The 16,831-nt window shown below is 44.6% G+C and carries 16 protein-coding genes; 10 read left to right on the top strand and 6 right to left on the bottom strand.

Translation table 11 applies throughout. The annotated features are described in order from the left end of the window. Positions 1-82 precede the first annotated feature (82 nt). Positions 83-892 carry an adenosylmethionine decarboxylase gene (gene speD, locus AC1DM9_RS21355; RefSeq protein ID WP_076271701.1) on the top strand — a complete coding sequence of 270 codons (810 nt, stop codon included), beginning with the start codon at positions 83-85 and terminating at the stop codon, positions 890-892. Positions 893-899: 7 nt separating this feature from the next. Further along, complete coding sequence (locus AC1DM9_RS21350) at positions 900-1,769, top strand: SDR family oxidoreductase (protein WP_441877528.1); 870 nt, start codon at positions 900-902, stop codon at positions 1,767-1,769. A gap of 8 nt (positions 1,770-1,777) precedes the next feature. Here the strand turns inward: AC1DM9_RS21350 and AC1DM9_RS21345 are convergent, their stop codons facing one another. Then, positions 1,778-2,662 carry an SDR family oxidoreductase gene (locus AC1DM9_RS21345; RefSeq protein ID WP_441877525.1) on the bottom strand — a complete coding sequence of 295 codons (885 nt, stop codon included), beginning with the start codon at positions 2,660-2,662 and terminating at the stop codon, positions 1,778-1,780. A 128-nt stretch (positions 2,663-2,790) separates the two neighbouring features. Here AC1DM9_RS21345 and AC1DM9_RS21340 point away from each other — a divergent pair, with 128 nt between their 5' ends. Continuing rightward, on the top strand, positions 2,791-3,747 hold the full coding sequence (locus tag AC1DM9_RS21340) for a helix-turn-helix transcriptional regulator (protein ID WP_477582043.1): 957 nt from the start codon (positions 2,791-2,793) through the stop codon (positions 3,745-3,747). A gap of 63 nt (positions 3,748-3,810) precedes the next feature. Here the strand turns inward: AC1DM9_RS21340 and AC1DM9_RS21335 are convergent, their stop codons facing one another. Further along, positions 3,811-4,623: an ABC transporter permease subunit gene (locus tag AC1DM9_RS21335; protein WP_477582041.1), complete on the bottom strand. Its 813-nt coding sequence runs from the start codon at positions 4,621-4,623 to the stop codon at positions 3,811-3,813. After that, the gene (locus tag AC1DM9_RS21330; protein WP_339207147.1) at positions 4,623-5,510 is read right to left on the bottom strand and encodes an ABC transporter ATP-binding protein; all 888 of its coding nucleotides are present in this window, start codon (positions 5,508-5,510) and stop codon (positions 4,623-4,625) included. The genes AC1DM9_RS21335 and AC1DM9_RS21330 overlap by 1 nt, the downstream gene beginning before the upstream one ends. A 156-nt stretch (positions 5,511-5,666) precedes the next feature. Here AC1DM9_RS21330 and AC1DM9_RS21325 point away from each other — a divergent pair, with 156 nt between their 5' ends. The 7 genes from AC1DM9_RS21325 (at position 5,667) to AC1DM9_RS21295 (ending at position 13,575) form a co-directional block, all read left to right on the top strand. Further along, positions 5,667-6,272: a TetR/AcrR family transcriptional regulator gene (locus AC1DM9_RS21325; protein WP_441877513.1), complete on the top strand. Its 606-nt coding sequence runs from the start codon at positions 5,667-5,669 to the stop codon at positions 6,270-6,272. Positions 6,273-6,368: 96 nt separating this feature from the next. Further along, a complete protein-coding gene (locus AC1DM9_RS21320; RefSeq protein WP_339207151.1) occupies positions 6,369-7,601 on the top strand; it encodes an aminopeptidase in 1,233 nt (410 codons plus the stop codon). Between the two features lie 244 nt (positions 7,602-7,845). Continuing rightward, positions 7,846-8,901 carry a Delta(5) desaturase DesA gene (desA, locus tag AC1DM9_RS21315; RefSeq protein ID WP_441877510.1) on the top strand — a complete coding sequence of 352 codons (1,056 nt, stop codon included), beginning with the start codon at positions 7,846-7,848 and terminating at the stop codon, positions 8,899-8,901. A 155-nt stretch (positions 8,902-9,056) separates the two neighbouring features. Beyond that, positions 9,057-10,175, top strand: coding sequence for a sensor histidine kinase (locus AC1DM9_RS21310; RefSeq protein WP_477512500.1), 1,119 nt, complete (start codon positions 9,057-9,059; stop codon positions 10,173-10,175). Positions 10,176-10,206: 31 nt separating this feature from the next. Next, entirely contained in the window at positions 10,207-10,806 is a 600-nt protein-coding gene (locus tag AC1DM9_RS21305; RefSeq protein WP_441877504.1) for a response regulator, read from the top strand. Between the two features lie 138 nt (positions 10,807-10,944). Next, positions 10,945-12,387 carry a nicotinate phosphoribosyltransferase gene (locus AC1DM9_RS21300; protein ID WP_477512499.1) on the top strand — a complete coding sequence of 481 codons (1,443 nt, stop codon included), beginning with the start codon at positions 10,945-10,947 and terminating at the stop codon, positions 12,385-12,387. 165 nt (positions 12,388-12,552) lie between these two features. After that, the gene (locus AC1DM9_RS21295; protein WP_477512498.1) at positions 12,553-13,575 is read left to right on the top strand and encodes an S-layer homology domain-containing protein; all 1,023 of its coding nucleotides are present in this window, start codon (positions 12,553-12,555) and stop codon (positions 13,573-13,575) included. Between the two features lie 49 nt (positions 13,576-13,624). Here the strand turns inward: AC1DM9_RS21295 and AC1DM9_RS21290 are convergent, their stop codons facing one another. From AC1DM9_RS21290 to AC1DM9_RS21280, 3 genes are all read right to left on the bottom strand, one after another. Beyond that, positions 13,625-14,503: a tetratricopeptide repeat protein gene (locus AC1DM9_RS21290; RefSeq protein WP_477582035.1), complete on the bottom strand. Its 879-nt coding sequence runs from the start codon at positions 14,501-14,503 to the stop codon at positions 13,625-13,627. A 27-nt stretch (positions 14,504-14,530) separates the two neighbouring features. Continuing rightward, positions 14,531-15,496 carry an ATP-binding protein gene (locus tag AC1DM9_RS21285; RefSeq protein ID WP_441877492.1) on the bottom strand — a complete coding sequence of 322 codons (966 nt, stop codon included), beginning with the start codon at positions 15,494-15,496 and terminating at the stop codon, positions 14,531-14,533. Positions 15,497-15,925: 429 nt separating this feature from the next. Beyond that, a complete protein-coding gene (locus AC1DM9_RS21280; protein WP_477582033.1) occupies positions 15,926-16,675 on the bottom strand; it encodes a DNA-binding response regulator in 750 nt (249 codons plus the stop codon). Between the last annotated feature and the right edge of the window lie 156 nt (positions 16,676-16,831).

Raw genomic sequence — 16,831 nt, 5'->3', positions numbered from 1 at the left:
TTTTTTTGTGCAACATAAAAGTTTTGCCGCATCGGTCTTTGGGTAAAAGGAAATAGTAGTTATTGAAAAGGAGGATGTGCGCTTGAAACTTACACCGGAACAAAGAATTCAGCTGCATGGCTTTAATAATTTAACGAAGTCACTCAGCTTCAATATGTATGATGTGTGTTATACAAGAACGAAAGAAGAGCGTGAAGCATATATCGCCTATATAGACGAACAATATAATTCGGATAGGCTGACGAATATTTTGGAAACGGTATCGGATATTATTGGAGCGCATGTGCTTAATATTGCAAAGCAGGATTATGAGCCGCAGGGTGCCAGCGTTACTTTGCTCGTATCGGAAGGGCCGGTAATTGGCGGACCCAATGAGTCGTTTGAAGAATCGCCGGGTCCCTTGCCTGATTCCGTAGTGATGCATTTGGATAAAAGCCATATAACGGTTCATACGTATCCGGAGTATCATCCGAACGAAGGGATAAGCACGTTCCGCGCAGATATTGATGTATCGACCTGCGGCGAGATCTCACCGCTTAAAGCGCTGAACTATCTGATCCATTCATTTGATACCGATATTATGACACTGGATTATCGTGTGAGAGGTTTCACTCGTGACATTAATGGTTATAAACTTTTTATTGATCACGATATTAACTCGATTCAGAACTACATACCGAAGAAGGAATCTCTTTTGTATGACATGATCGACGTTAATATTTATCAAGAAAATGTGTTTCATACCAAATGCAAGCTGAAGCAATTTGATTTGAACAACTATTTGTTTGGCTATACGAAGGATTCGTTGTCAACCATAGAGCAAGAGGAAATTACGAGAAGATTAAAGACCGAGATGGATGAAATCTTTTATGGAAAAAATATAAGGAGCTGATTTTCTCATGTCTAAATCGTCATCACAAAAAAATATTAACCCGCCGCAGCACCAAAACCGTCAACCGGGCATTGAATCCGAGATGAAGCCGCTGCCGATTTTTGAATCGGATTCATATAAAGCGGCAGGCAAGCTGAAAGGGAAGACAGCTATTATTACGGGTGGAGATAGCGGCATTGGCCGCGCGGTAGCCGTTGCTTTTGCCAAAGAGGGCGCGGATTTAGCGATCGTATATTTGAATGAGCATGGCGATGCAGAGAAGACGAAGGAAGTTGTAGAGAAAGCTGGCGTGAAATGTTTGCTTATTGCTGGCGACGTCGGCGAAGAGGATTTTTGCAAAAGTGTCATCGAGCAGACGATTAAGGAGTATGGCAAGCTGGATATTTTGGTGAATAACGCAGCAGAGCAGCATGTGCAGCAGAAGCTTGAGGATATTACGTCGGATCAGCTGGTGGCTACGTTCCGAACGAATGTGTTCAGCATGTTCTATTTGACGATCGTCGCTTTGCCGCACTTGAAGGCATCCAGCTCCATTATCAATACGGCATCTATAACGGCATACAAAGGCAATCCGACGTTAATTGATTACTCCGCTACAAAAGGAGCAATCGTTTCCTTTACGCGCGCATTGTCAGTAAATTTGGCTGAGCAAGGCATTCGTGTTAACGGTGTAGCTCCCGGACCGATCTGGACGCCGCTTATTCCAGCGACATTCGATGAGCAGTCCGTAGCCACTTTTGGCTCAGATACACCGATGAAACGACCAGGACAGCCGCATGAGTTAGCAGCTGCCTATGTCTACCTAGCTTGTGATGATTCCAGTTATATGTCAGGCCAGATGCTGCATATTAACGGCGGAGAAGTTGTAAACGGGTAAAGTAGGTATTACAAGAAACCATGCTGCTTCGCATAATTTCCCCAGTGCGGCTGTCTGCCATCGACGTCGGTTATGCCGAACTCATCAGACAGCTGCCAGCTCGGGAATACTTGTCCGGATCTTTCAAGCAAATCGCTGCTTGCTGCAAGAGCTGCGATTCCGCGTCCAACAAAATATGGCGTTTCCGATTGGCTGAAATGCTCGGCATCTGGCTTGCCGCCATGCACAGCATCAAGCCACGTTTCTTCCGTTACTTCAAAATGCTCAAGCATTTCCTCAGAACGAAGGAAGCCGGGGGTTACAGCAACAGCCGTTACTTCATGGGGCTTAAGGTCAGCTGCCATTGCTGCGGCAAGATGAATAGGCGAAATTTTGGCCAAGCTATAAAACAAGCTTCCGCGATAACGGTAATCGATTCCGTCCGTTACTTCAATAATTAGTCCCTTTCTCCGTTTCACCAGCAATGGAGCCCCATAATGACTCGTAATGAGATGAGCTTTTACGGCACGCTCTTGCATTAGCAGGCCCTTGCTTAACGAATGCTCCCAAAACGGCTTTCCCCATTCCGTTAATTTTTCTCCTCCCCAAATGTTATTGACCAGCACATCCAGTTGTCCATTTTGCTCCTTATTGATTTGCTCGAACAAAGCCTGAACGTCCGCTTCAACTGTATGGTCCACTCTAACCGGGATGCCCACGCCTCCTCGTGCAGTGACCAATTCGGCTGTTTCTTCAATCGTTTCCGCTCTGTTCAAATCGGAGGCTTGGCCGCGAATGCTTCTTCCTGTGCAGTAAACGGTGGCTCCTGCTTCTCCAAGACTTACTGCAATACCGCGTCCAGCTCCTCGTGTAGCTCCAGCAACGACTGCGATTTTTCCCTCTAATGGTTTCATTGTATCTCTCCATTCCGATTTCTATGGTTTACTCTTTGTCAGTTTAGCAAACGATATACGACAACTACTGTCATATATTCATGCTACAATGAAAAAAACGGATTAGAGCAGCACAGGAGGCCTAGCATATGAGAGCGGGACGGTTAATTGCCATCCTATTATTGATGCAAAACAGCGGGAAATTGACATCAAAAGAACTTGCGGAAAAGCTGGAGGTATCCGAGCGTACCATCATTCGTGATATGGAGTCGCTTAGTGAAGCGGGCATTCCGGTTTATGCGGAGAGGGGAGTGCACGGAGGATGGGTTTTATCCGAGGGGTATCGAACCAATCTAACGGGTATGCATGCGGATGAATTAGTGTCTGTTATCGTTGGCAGTCCATCTTCTTTGCTGAGCGATCTAGGAATTGCGAGTCATTATGAAGCGGCTGTTCAAAAAATACTGGCTGCCTCTCCTGCTGAAGTGAGCAAAGGGGCAGCTCTTATGAAGCAAAAGATTCATATTGATGGAGCGGGCTGGCATCAGATGGAAGAGTTAATGCCATTCTTGTCGATTGTGCAGGAAGCCGTTTGGGAAGAACGATTATTGCAGATTCGCTATCATCGCGAGGACGGTATCGCCGAGCGAATCGTCTCTCCGCTTGGACTCGTTGCTAAGCGCAACGTTTGGTATTTGATTGGCGAAGTGAAAGGGGAGAAACGGACCTACCGAATCTCAAGATTATTGGATGCCCTTATGCTGGAGGAGCGTTTCGAACGCCCAGCAGACTTTGATCTGGCTCAGTACTGGGAACAGTCCATGGGTGAATTTAAGCAGAGACTGCCGCAATATCCAGCTGTTATTACTTTTCATGATACGGTGCTCTCTCGGCTATCCAAAGAACGATATGTGAAAATCGTAGAAAGCAGCCCTTCGCTGAAAACGAGTTGGTCATCGGCGCGAGTTGAATTTCAAGGATTGGAATCGGCGTGCGAAATTATTTTAAGTTATGGTTCACGAATAGAAGCGGTTGGGCCTGCAGAGCTGCGGCAAAAAGTGATGGCTGAGGCAATGGCCATCAACCATCTATATATCGAATTGTAAAAAAAGAGGATGCCCGACGATGGGCTTCCTCTTTTTTGGCGTGTCACGATACTTATTAAGGCATTACAACGGCAGGTCTCGTTTGCTGAAAGTGAGGATACCCGCCATAAAGCCAGCAAGACCGATCAAGAAGAGTATGACCAAAGCGAGTACCGGGTCGCTGCTGCCGCTTGCGATTTCGCTTGGCCTATATAATGAAAAGAGGGAGAAATACTTTAACCAGTTTATATTCGCGCTTATTTTGCCGAGCATATCGAGTCCGAACATGCCGAATGTAATGACCCCTGAGATGCCTAGTGCTTTCTTTTCATCGCTAGAGAAGGCAGAGATGAAGAAGGAAATTCCCCCTACTGCAAAAAATAACATCCATGCAATCACATTCAATAAAATGAAGCGGGAACCGTCAAATTCGTATCGATCACCGATAAACAAGACATAGCCAATAAAACCTGCAGCTGTCGTAACGATCATAATCAGCAGCAGCCCAGCGATGAGCACACTCGCTTGCGTTGCGGCGATACGCTGTCGAGACGTCGGTGTGGACAGCAGATAAGCCATGGAGCCTTGATCCACCAGCCCTGCCATGAGGTCCGTCGACAGCATGATGCTGAAAATAGAGAGCAGGAGAGGCAAAATGAGTCCGTAATACTCTCCCGAGATGAAGGCCTCCATGCTGCCGAAGCCGGCTTGGACGCCGAAAGCATTCATAAGCCCTTCGGGCAGAGCCGACATAAGCTCGTTAAGTGCTCCTGTGTTTTGCGCGATGCCGGGATACAGCCAAAACATGAGCAAAATGTAGAAGGCCGAGCCGAAGGCGTAGTTGCTTATTCCTTTAAGATTGATCTTCATCATTTGTTTGAAAAGGGGAGCGTTCATCAGGCGAGCTCCTTCCGGTCATAATAGTGCATGAATACGTCCTCAAGATTTTGTGCGGTGATATCGAGGCTGCGAATAGGGTATTTGGCCGTCTCTCGAATCAGCTCGTTATAATTGCCCTGCACGGCGACTGTGACCCGTCTGCCATCGTGTGATTCGATAGGCACTGTGCCCGATAACACGAACAGATGAGCATCTGTGGCTTGCTCGAAAACAATCTCAACCAGCTTGCGCTGCATGGACTGAAGCTCATGTATGTTTTTGACGGTCATCACTTTCCCGTCCTTTATTATGGCGGCGCGGTCGCAGGTTCGCTCGATTTCGGTAAAGCTATGGGAAGACATCAGAAAGGTCGTTCCTTTCGCCTTCTCCTCGAGAACAAGCTCAATAAATGTCTGCTGCATGAGAGGATCGAGACCGGAGGTAGGTTCATCGAGAATGATTAATTCGGGATCATGCATGAATGCGGCGACAATTCCGACTTTTTGCTTCATGCCTTTGGACATCTTTCGAATCGGTGTGTTGACGTCAAATTGCAGCCGTTCGATTAGGCTCCGGCGCTTGGCTGAGCTGTCCACTCTCTGCATGGAAGATAGAAATTCAAGAAAAGCTTTTCCTGTCATTCCTTCGATAAAAGCGATTTCCCCTGGTAAATAGCCAACAAACTTCTGCACCGTTCCTTGTTTCGCCCAGGTATCGAGTCCCTTTATGGATACGCGTCCATGATCCGGCTTCATAAAACCCATAATGTGACGAATAGTCGTCGATTTGCCTGCACCATTAGGCCCCAAAAAACCGAACACTTCACCTTTGTTTACCGTGAATGACACATCTGTAATGCCGCGGCCATTCCGAAAAAGCTTAGTCAGCCCCTCAACGATTAACATATACCGCTGCACCCCGCATTTGTAATTATGAAATTATTTTATTATTTGATTTCATTATTTATGATAATTTCGTTAGGATTAGAAGTCAATGGGTTATGAAATATAGATGTGCTATAATTTCATTAAATTAAAATAGACGTGATTGCAGGAGGCAGTATGAACGGTTTCGAGAGAAGGAAGGAATTAATCAAGGAGAAGATTAAGAAGACGGTGTTAGACATGCTCAAGACGTGGGAGCCAAAAAAAATACGAATCGCGGATATTGCAGCGGAAGCTGAAGTATCTCAAGTGACGATTTACAATTATTTCGGCAGTAAGGAAGCACTGCTTAGCGAGGTATTCAAACAATTTATTGATAAGAGCATTACCGATTTTGAAACATTCATTCAAGGTAATCACTCCTTAAAGGAGATCATTCAATATATCGTGTTTGTAGATAAGGAAGCTTATCGCGCCTTTACTCCTGAATTTTTCACACAGTTCCTGATTGATGACGAAACGAATCAATATATTGAAGAGCTTTATCGAACAAAGGGGATGCCGCTCGTCGTACAATTTGTAGAAGAAGGGAAAAGGAAGGGCGAGATCTCGAAAAAGGTATCGACTCCGACCATTATCGCTTATATCAATATGCTAAAAGCGCAATCCCACATGTTCCTAGATTTGGCGCAGCAAAGCGAACAAGTAGACGATTTTCTTGATGAGTTTATTCATCTCTTCTTTTATGGTATTTGCAGCTCTGGACCAGAGTCTAATTCGTAGGTCCATGTTATTTGACTATGGGCTTGTATATTCGATACAATTTAGGCTGCAGCATGTTTGTACATAGAGGTATGAATGAAGGGAGAATACGAGATCATGAGTGGATTTGAACATCATTTAGATACGTATGCAGAGTTGATTGTAAAAATTGGAGTGAACGTACAGCAGGGCCAAGAGGTATTCGTTACAGGAGCTGTCGATCAAGCAGCACTCGTTAGACTTGTAGCCGGCAAAGCCTATGAAGCAGGCGCGAGCAACGTCCATGTGGAATGGACTGACGATTCATTGTCCAGATTAAAATATGAGCAAGCAGCAGACGAAGTATTTGCGCGTTACCCCGAATGGGAAACGGCAAAACGCAACTCGTTTGTGGAACGTGGAGCAGCATTTATCTCCATCGTTTCATCAAGCCCAGATTTGCTGAAAGGCATCGATTCAGGACGTATTTCCAGCTTCCAGAAGGCATCAGGCCAAGGCTTGCAGGAGTTCCGCAGAGCTATTCAATCGGATAAGGTGAGCTGGACAGTAGTTGCGGCAGCGAGCAAGCAATGGGCAGCGAAAGTATTCCCGGATGCAGGGGAAGAGGAAGCGGCCCAAAAGCTGTGGACAGCTATTTTTGAATCGGTTCGTTTGCATGCTGAGAACCCTGTCAAAGCGTGGGAAGAGCATAATGCGAACCTGCACAGCAAGGGCGAGACGCTCAACCAGAACCGTTTTCACAAATTGCATTATACGGCTCCTGGCACGGATCTTACGATTGAATTGCCGGAGAAGCATATTTGGGTCGCTGCAGGCAGTACGAACATTAACAACATTCCTTTCATGGCGAATATGCCGACCGAGGAAGTGTTTACAGTTCCGCTAAAAACAGGCGCAAACGGTTATGTATCCAGCACGAAGCCGCTAAGCTATGGCGGCAATATTATCGATCGTTTCAAGCTGACGTTTGAAGCCGGACGTATTGTGAAGGTAGAGGCTGAAGAAGGCCAAGACATCCTGCAGAAGCTTGTAGACATTGACGATGGCGCGCATTACCTAGGCGAGGTTGCGCTCGTTCCGCATGAGTCACCGATTTCGCAGTCCAACATCTTGTTCTATAATACGTTGTTTGATGAGAATGCATCTAATCACCTGGCAATCGGCAGCGGTTATGCTTTCAATATCGAGGGCGGCAAGTCGATGTCACCAGAAGAGCTTGCTGAGAATGGCGTAAATGCCAGCATCACGCATAATGATTTTATGATCGGCTCAGCTGAAATGGATATCGATGGCATCACGAAGGATGGAAAGGTTGTCCCTATTTTCCGTAAAGGAAATTGGGCTATTTAATTAGGGTTAGCAAATAAAGAGCTATCTGGAAGAAGCGAATGCTTCTTTCGGGTAGCTTCTTTCTGTTTTATGGGTTCTTTTACATAAATAAGACAACTTCCCAGATGGCTATATGACAAATGTCATGCCATCGTATTGACGTTTATGACTACAATGACCTGACAGTTTTCTTTACAATAAAGTTAGAATACTGCGTTAGACGTCCGGGATACTCTCCAAGCGTCATATTGAGGAGGAAAATGCGATGACAGAGCTTAAACATGCTCACTTGAAAAAAGAAGTTGCCCCATTTGAGAAAACGGATTTAAAGTCGAGTATCAGACAGCTTATTAACACCTTAGTGCCACTCGTTCTGCTCTGGTATGCCTCTTACTATAGTCTTTCCATATCGTACTGGCTTACTGCTCCGTTGGTGGTGCTTACTTCTGGTTTCGTCATTCGTACCTTCATCATCTTTCATGACTGCTGTCACGGATCGTTTTTCAAAAGCAAAAAAGCAAACGATATCATAGGTACAATTACAGGCGTTATTACGCTTGTCCCTTATAGACAGTGGAAAAATTCACATTCTATCCATCATGCAACAAGCAGCAACCTCGATAAACGGGGCGTTGGCGATTTGTGGATTTTAACGGTGGAAGAATACGCAGCAGCGCCGCTTATGCGCCGGTTTGCCTATCGTATGTATCGTCATCCGCTAGTTATGTTTGGACTTGGTCCAATCGGTGTTTTTCTTATTCAATACCGCTTTAATGTTAAAGGTGCTAGACGCAAGGAACGGATGAACACTTATTTAACAAATGCTTTGATCGTAGGCTCTTACGCGCTTCTGATCTGGGCAATCGGTTGGCAAGCATTCCTGCTTGTTCAAGGTCCTGTGTTTTTTGTATCGGGTCTGCTCGGCATATGGTTGTTTTATGTACAGCATCAATTTGAGGATTCTTATTTTGAGAATGAAGACGAGTGGAGTTATGTGAAAGCTGCCGTTGACGGAAGCTCTTACTACAAGCTGCCTAAAGTGCTGCAATGGATTACAGGCAACATCGGCTTCCACCACGTTCATCATTTGAGCCCAAAGGTTCCGAACTATAACTTGGAAAAAGCGCATAATGCAACGCCGCCGCTTCACAAAGCGACGACGATTACGATCAGCGAAAGCTTAGAATCGCTCCAGTTCCGTCTTTGGGATGAATCAGACAAAAAATTTGTCAGCTTCAAAGGGATCAAGCATCGTCTTCGTAAAGCAAAAGCATCATCTGAGAAAATAAAAGCGACACAAGCAAGCTTGAAATTTAAATAACTCCATTTAAACATACACCAGAAGCCACGCCCTTACAGGCTGGCTTCTAGTGCATATAGCATCAAGGAAAATAAATACTTGAAATGTTGTATATGCTAAAATGATTATAAAATAATCATAACCATCGTATGGCATGGGAAAAAGGATGGACGACCATGAACAAGTGGTATCAGATTTTTCAGAAAAACACAGGTCTAAGCCCATATGTTTGGGTCGTCTTCTGTATTTTGCCTTTTTATTTTATTTTTCGTTCGTCTTCCCCTTATGAAGCCGTATCCGGTATCATCATGATTATTTTATTTTTTATTTGTTACCGGCTATCGTTTGTGTCTAAGGGCTGGCTAGTGTATTTCTGGACCAGTGTGCAAATTATTATATCGATTGCGATGACCTTATTGTTCAGTTATGTTTATTTTTCGATATTTCTAGCTTTTTTTATCGGACATATTCAGAATCGAGCTGGATTTTTTACTTTGTATACGATTCATATTGTCAGTACGTTCGTAACGGTGAATTACGGATTTGCTACACAGAACACGTTGTTTTTTACACAGTTTCCGTTCATACTCATCAGTCTCATCGTCGTTATTCTGCTTCCCTTCAACACGTACAACAAAAACAAGCAGGGGCAGCTCGAAGGGCAGCTTGAGGACGCGAATAAGCGGATATCGGAACTTGTAAAGCTTGAGGAGAGGCAGCGAATCGCACGTGATTTGCATGATACACTGGGACAGAAGCTGTCGCTAATCGGTTTGAAGAGTGACCTCGCCGGCAAGCTGATGGTTAAGAACCCAGCGCAAGCCCAAGCGGAAATCAATGATGTTCGCCAGACGGCGAGAACCGCGCTTAAAGAAGTGCGGGAAATGGTTACACAGATGCGCGGGACGAGAATTGAGGATGAAATGTTTCGGGTAAAGCAGATTTTGAAGGCAGCCGAAATTGAATTCGAGCTCGTGGGAGAATTGAAGCTTGGTACTGCGAATTTGCTCACTGAAAATGTTCTCAGCATGTGTTTGAAGGAAGCGGTAACGAATGTTGTCAAGCACAGCGGAGCAACGACGTGCACCGTAACGATCCAATCATCGCGTACAGAGCTGTCACTGAAGGTGCAGGACAATGGTGTAGGAATTCCTGAGGAAGCTAGAAACTGCGGAGGCCATGGTCTTCAAGGCATGAAGGAGCGTCTTGAGTTCGTGAATGGAAGCCTAGATATCATTTCGAATGATGGTGCGACGCTCATTATTAAGGTGCCAAACGTTATTAAACAAATGTAATGATAAGCTGAAAAGGGAATTGAGGGATAATATGATCAGAATCGTCATTGCCGAGGATCAGCGTATGCTGCTGGGCGCCCTCGCTTCCTTGCTTGACTTGGAAGAGGATATGAAGGTCGTCGGAAGAGCAAGCAATGGAGAAGATGCCATAAGTCTTGTGCATGAGCATAAGCCTGATATTTGCATTATGGATATTGAAATGCCGGCCAAGACAGGGCTTGATGCTGCTGAGGAGCTGAAGGGACAGGGCTGCAAGGTCATTATTTTGACGACATTTGCAAGATCCGGTTACTTTGAGCGTGCTCTCAAAGCGGGAGTTAGCGGCTATTTGCTTAAGGACAGCCCAAGCGAGGAGCTTGCCAATTCGATTCGCAGCGTCATGGCTGGACGACGGATCTTCGCATCGGAGCTTGTAGATGAGGCATACGGACAAGAAAATCCGTTAACAGAGCGCGAGAAGGAAGTGCTTGTGCTCGTAGCAGATGGGAAAAACACGAAGGAAATTGCAAGCGAGCTGTTTATTACGACGGGTACCGTTCGCAACTATATATCTGTCATTCTTGATAAGCTTGACGTCAGCAACCGCATCGAGGCGATTACTCGGTTTAAAGAAAAGGGCTGGTTCAAATAATGTACCGGTACAAGAGCACCGAAGTGAAAATATGATGCGTTATTGAGCGGAGCTATTCGATCTCAACGGCGCTTTTTTTGTTTTCAAGAGTTAAAGGAACGGGTATTGGAGAGAGTACTAGGGAAGGGAGTTAATGGGATGAGTTATACAAATTTGACACTTCATACAGATAAGTACCAAATAAATATGATGTACGCGCATTGGCTGCAAGGAAGCAAAGATGAGAGGGTCGTATTTGAGGCGTATTTCCGCAAGCTTCCCTTTAATAACGGCTTTGCTGTATTCGCAGGTTTGGAGAGAATTGTGGAATACATTCAATCGCTTCATTTCGGAGAAGAGGAAATTACATATTTGCGTACGCAAGAAGAGAACTACAAAGAGGAGTTTCTTGATGAGCTGCGCAGCTTTCGGTTTACAGGCAATATTTATTCGGTAGAGGAAGGAACGCTCGTTTTTGCGAATGAACCATTGTTCTGCGTTGAGGCACGCGTATTTGAAGCACAGCTCATAGAAACGGCTATCCTCAATATGATGAACTATCAGACGTTGATCGCGACAAAGGCTGCTCGAATTAAGCAGGTTGCTCCAGATGACGTATTGCTTGAGTTCGGAACGAGGCGTGCGCAAGAGGCAGATGCAGCGGTTTGGGGAGCAAGAGCTACTTATATCGCGGGCTTCCATGCGACGTCTAATATGAGGGCTGGCATGCTGTTTGGCATTCCTGCCAAAGGCACGCATGCTCATTCTTGGGTGCAGGGGCATGATACGGAGGAGGAAGCATTTCGAGCTTATGCGGAATCGCTGCCTGACTATGTAACTCTACTGGTAGATACGTACAACACGCTCAAAAGCGGAGTTCCCAACGCGATTAAGATCGCCCATATGCTAGAGAGCCAGGGTAAACGAATGAATGCGATCCGCCTTGATAGCGGCGATTTGGCGTATTTATCACAAATGGCGCGGAAAATGCTCGATGAAGCTGGCCTGCCTTATGTGAATATCGTTGCCTCCAGTGACTTGGACGAAGCTATTATTTCTAACCTAAAGTCGCAAGGCGCAAAGATTGATGTATGGGGTATCGGTACGAAGCTGATTACCGCAGCGGATCAGCCTTCACTCGGTGGTGTGTACAAGCTTGTCGCGCGCGAGAAAAACGGGAGCTACGAGCCGGTTATCAAAATTTCAGCTAATCCAGAGAAGATATCCACACCGGGGTTCAAGCAGCTTTACCGTATCATTAACACATCAACTGGAAAAGCAGAAGCGGATTATATTACGCTGAGGGATGAGCAGCATGTAAACAGGGGAGAGCGAATTAAACTGTTTGACCCGGTTCATTCTTATATCCATAAATTTATTACTCATTATGAGGCGATAACATTATTAAAGCCGATTTTTACAGATGGCGAATTAGTATATAATATGCCGAGCTTAGATCAAATTCGAAGCTATCATAAGGGACAATTTGAACTATTTTGGCCGCAATATTTGCGTAAGCTCAATGCGGAAGCGTACCGCGTTAATTTAAGTGAAGCGACGTGGGAGCTAAAGCGGGAATTGATACAGAAGCATCAACAATAGCAACAGTATGAATAAAGGACATTTGCCGCACTGAAAGTGCACAAATGTCTTTTGCTATTTATTGTATAGGTTTTATAAGCAGCGGTTTTGTCGAAAATGAAGGGAAATCCACTGGTATTGTTGAATTAATAGCAGATACATTTCATTAAACATGGAGGTACTGGTATGAAAAGAAGGGAAAAAGCTGTTTTGATATGGCTGACAATCTGCTTAATGACGTTTTCATTCGTAATGCCAGCTGCTGCAGCTGAGATTTCGAAGGATAAGTATACATATTCGATTTCGAAGAAATCGGGCGAAGTGAAAGAGACGCTAACGTTCAATGATCTAGGAGATGTATATAAGGATGTTACAATTACTTCGATACTCGTTCCAGAAAAAGCAGTTCTGAGCTATACAGCAAAGGTTGATACTAGCGTTGTTGTATTTGGTTATAGCTTGGTAAATGGTGTTTTGGTTTCGAGTCCAGTACCTTGGACGATAAACGGCAAGAAGGAGCTCGTTAATGCTTTACCCGCTAATACGACGGGAACAGTAACCTTTGATTATGGTGTTCCCTATTATGAATTGTTCATCTTAGATGAGGCGACAGGCGACAGGGCAAGCTACTTCTTTAAAATTGACACGAGTGCAGCCGTAGGCGATCAACCTGATGCTTGGGCAAAGATAGAGGTAGATGAAGCGATATCAGCCGGGCTTATTCCAGCGGAGCTGCAAAACAACTACAAGAAGCTAATCACACGTGCAGATTTTGCGAAAATTATTATTAAACTGCTTGAAGTGGAGAAAAGCCAAACGATTGATGAGATTTTAGCAGAAAAACAAGTTGTCCTGAGCGATAATCCATTTACGGATACGAAGGTTAAAGAAGTAGTAGCTGCTTATTTGATGGGTATCGTCAAAGGTAAAGGAAATGGGAAGTTTGATCCGAGCGGAAGCATCACAAGGCAAGAAGCAGCGGTCATGCTTACGAACACAGCCAAGGTGCTTGGCTATAAGGTTCCAGCTGACGCTTCAGTATTTGCAGACAACAGCATCATAGCAAGCTGGGCTAAGCCGAGCGTTGATTTTGTGTCGATGCATGATGTCATGAAAGGCATTGGAAACAATAAATTCAGCCCAAAAGGCACGTATACACGTCAACAAGCTTATATAACGATTATGCGGCTGGATATAGTGCTTAAATAATATAGGCATGGCATCGATTTGAGTAAAAAAGAAGGTGAGCACAAGCTGCTCACCTTCTTCGTTTCCAGCCAAACACTTTTACATGCACGAGCAGCCTTGTAATCCAGTGCGTCGCGACATAAAGAATAATAAATAATATAACGAGCGGCTTAAAGACAATCCAAATCACAATCCAAATGAGAAGAACCTGCCAGGGCTTTAGCTTTTTCAAGAGATTTCCCGGCAAAAGCATGATCCGATAAAATTTATAATTTTTTTGCAGTCCTTCGAGAAACTCCTGACGAATTTGTTTGTCGTCAGGATCTAATCTAATCGCGTTCTTGAGCATGAGCAAATAGTCGTCGTAATCGTTCCGTCTTTCTGCTGACCATGCCAAATATAAGTAAACCATATCAGACTCGACATCAAGCCGCAAAGCTTGATTAGCCAGCATTTTTGATTCGGCAAAATGATTCAACAACGCTTCGTTATAGCTTAAATTAGCGAGATACAATGAATTTTCAGGAGAGATTTCAAGTCCTTTCAATAGCAAATCCCGGGCTTCTTCATACCTTCTCGTTTTATTGTATATGTTAGCCAGCAAGAAATAATAATGTGGTTCATAAGGATCAATTCGCTGTCCTTCGGCAATCGATTCCAAGGCTGCTTTCCAATTTTCCATCGAATAAAAAGCATTGCTGCGAACAAACCAGGCCAATTCATTTTCCGGGTCGCGTTGAAGCGATTGTTCGGTCCAGTGAAGGGCTTGATCCAGATTATCCATGTATAGACTTACTTGCCCGAACAGTGCATAGGCATAGGGGTCCTCGGGAGTATCCTGAATTAGCGCAAGCGCCTCAACAGAAGCTTCCTTAAACTTTTTCCATCCCATGAGCTGTTGTATTCGCTCGTATCGTTTACTGGTCATTTCCTCTTCTATTTCCATCATAACTATGTCTACCTCGCTATATCGGATTTATTTCAAACCGCTTTGTTTCATATAATCGAGAACGATTTGATAGTCCTGATTAATATCGCTGAACGTAGCATAGTTTTTGGCTGTGGCAAACCAATCGAGAGTGGTCGCCTTTCGGTTTTTCGCAGCTTTTTTCAAATCGTCCTGAGATATGGGCTGAATTTCTCCAATATCGAGTGTACGCTCCAGTGCGCTCTCAACGGCATCCTTCACAATTTGCTCCAGATCCGCTCCTGAGAAATGTTTGGTCTCCTTCGAGATTTTATTTAAATCAAGCGAGGAAAGCGGCTTTCCAGCTAGCTTTAGCTGCAGGATGGTTGTACGCTCCGATTCTTCAGGCGGCGGTACAAAAATCATATGGTTAAACCTTCCTGGTCTGCGCAGTGCGGAATCAAGGTACCAAGGCGTATTCGTCGCTCCGATGACAAATACTTGATCATTGAACGTACGAAGTCCATCAAGCTCCATCAGAAGCTGATTGACGAGTATGCGGTCATGATGCTGACGCATCTGATTGCGGCTGCCGCCCATCGCGTCAAGCTCATCAATAAAGATGACGCACGGTTTATTTTCCCGAGCCTTCTCAAAAATGTCATGCAAATTGTTTTCGCTTTGACCGACGTACATGCCTAGAATAGCCTGCAGCTCAATGTGCATGAAATTAGCATCTATTTCTCCAGCAACCGCTCGTGCAAGAAAGGTTTTGCCGCAGCCTGGAGGCCCGTAAAGCAGAAGGCTGCCGCCCGCTTCTTTGCCGTAGGCTGCAAACAGCTCAGGCTGCTTCAATGGCAATATGAAATTCATGCGTATTTTTTTCTTAACATCCTCAAGCCCGCCTACGTCCGCAAAGGTTTCATCAGGCTTTTCGGATTCAACTAAATCTTTACCGTTATTATCAAATCGAAGCACCTTCAGCTTACTGCGGCGTCGATCAGCAAGATCATCACGGTCATTATGATCGGACATGGTCATCATCCTTTTTAAAACAAATTTGCTACTAGTGTACCAAATTTTGAGAGTTTACAGTGTGTTTTTATATAGAAATGTAATAGAGTAGGATTTCTCTTGTGAATTTTATGGATTCAACTTCCAATACATCTCAACTGGACAATGTTGTTGGGAATAGCTCTAGAAATTAGCCCTATTTCCGCCAAGCAGAGCAAATTCGCAAAAATAGAACTAAAAACTAGTCTAATTTTCATTACTTGTTCTCCAATATGCTTCAAATGCACGAAGTCGTTGGGAATAGCACTAGAAATTAGCTCTATTTCAGCCAAACTGACCAAATGCGAACAAATAGAACTAAAAACTAATCTAATTTTCATAACTTATCCGCCAATATGCCTCAAATGCACAATTGTTAGTAGCGAGCTAATGTGTTTATAATTTCTAGTTTTATATAATCAATTGAGCAACTTTCGACGATATGCGGTAGGTGCGTATGCGTCTATGCCCAGATGCTTGCTCGAGCAGTCCCTGCTGCAGCAGATGCTGCAAGTATTCACATGCTGTGCAGTGGCTGACACCTAGAAGATGCTGCGCTTCCTTGGGAGTAAAGGTTGATTCCCGCTCACGTTGCTGTCCCCATCTTAGTAGTTCTCGATAGGATGCAGGTAACGGTAGAGCCAACTTTTCGGAGCTTCCGAGACCATACAATTTCCAGAGCAACTGTTGAAGAAACTGCTGGCATTGTCTAGGCCGCTCACCGATGTCGTCATAGGAGAAACGCACTACAATCCAGTTATCCAGCACAAGCTGGTTTTGGCGAAAGCGATCATCTGAAAATTTTCGTCGAGACGCTTGTTTGTGATGCGGCCCGTATCCGTCAATTTCGATAGAAATTCGATATGGTGGGCGAACATAAGCAAAGTCGAGAAAGCGGCTGCCATCGCGATAATCATTGATCTCATATTCAGGATGCAAATAGTCAAAGCTGCCGAGTACAGGCCACCATATATGAATTGCAAATAGCTGCTCGCCATGATCATCGCGCTCTTCTAATCGGCGTCTGCGTTCACTCTTAGTTTTGCGCAGTTCAGAATGCATCGCAATCCACCTCGTGTATGCTTGTTTCACTGTGTCCAAATGAACCAATCCACCTTCATTCCCACTAACAGATACAAAACGATTCACCATACGTAACATCCCACCCCATCCTCATAAAATAAAAAAACACCGCCCCACCACGAACAAATGTCCGCAGTACGAGCGGTGTGCTTCACCTAAATGAATTGTAGCCGAGCAGCGTTCAACTGTCACTAGACTTAAACAACCTATTCGGATGAGTAGCTGGATTTATTT

This window comes from Paenibacillus sp. 01T431 (genome assembly GCF_056398625.1).
Note: the sequence above shows the minus strand (reverse complement) of the source record. Positions and strands in the feature narration are given on the sequence as shown.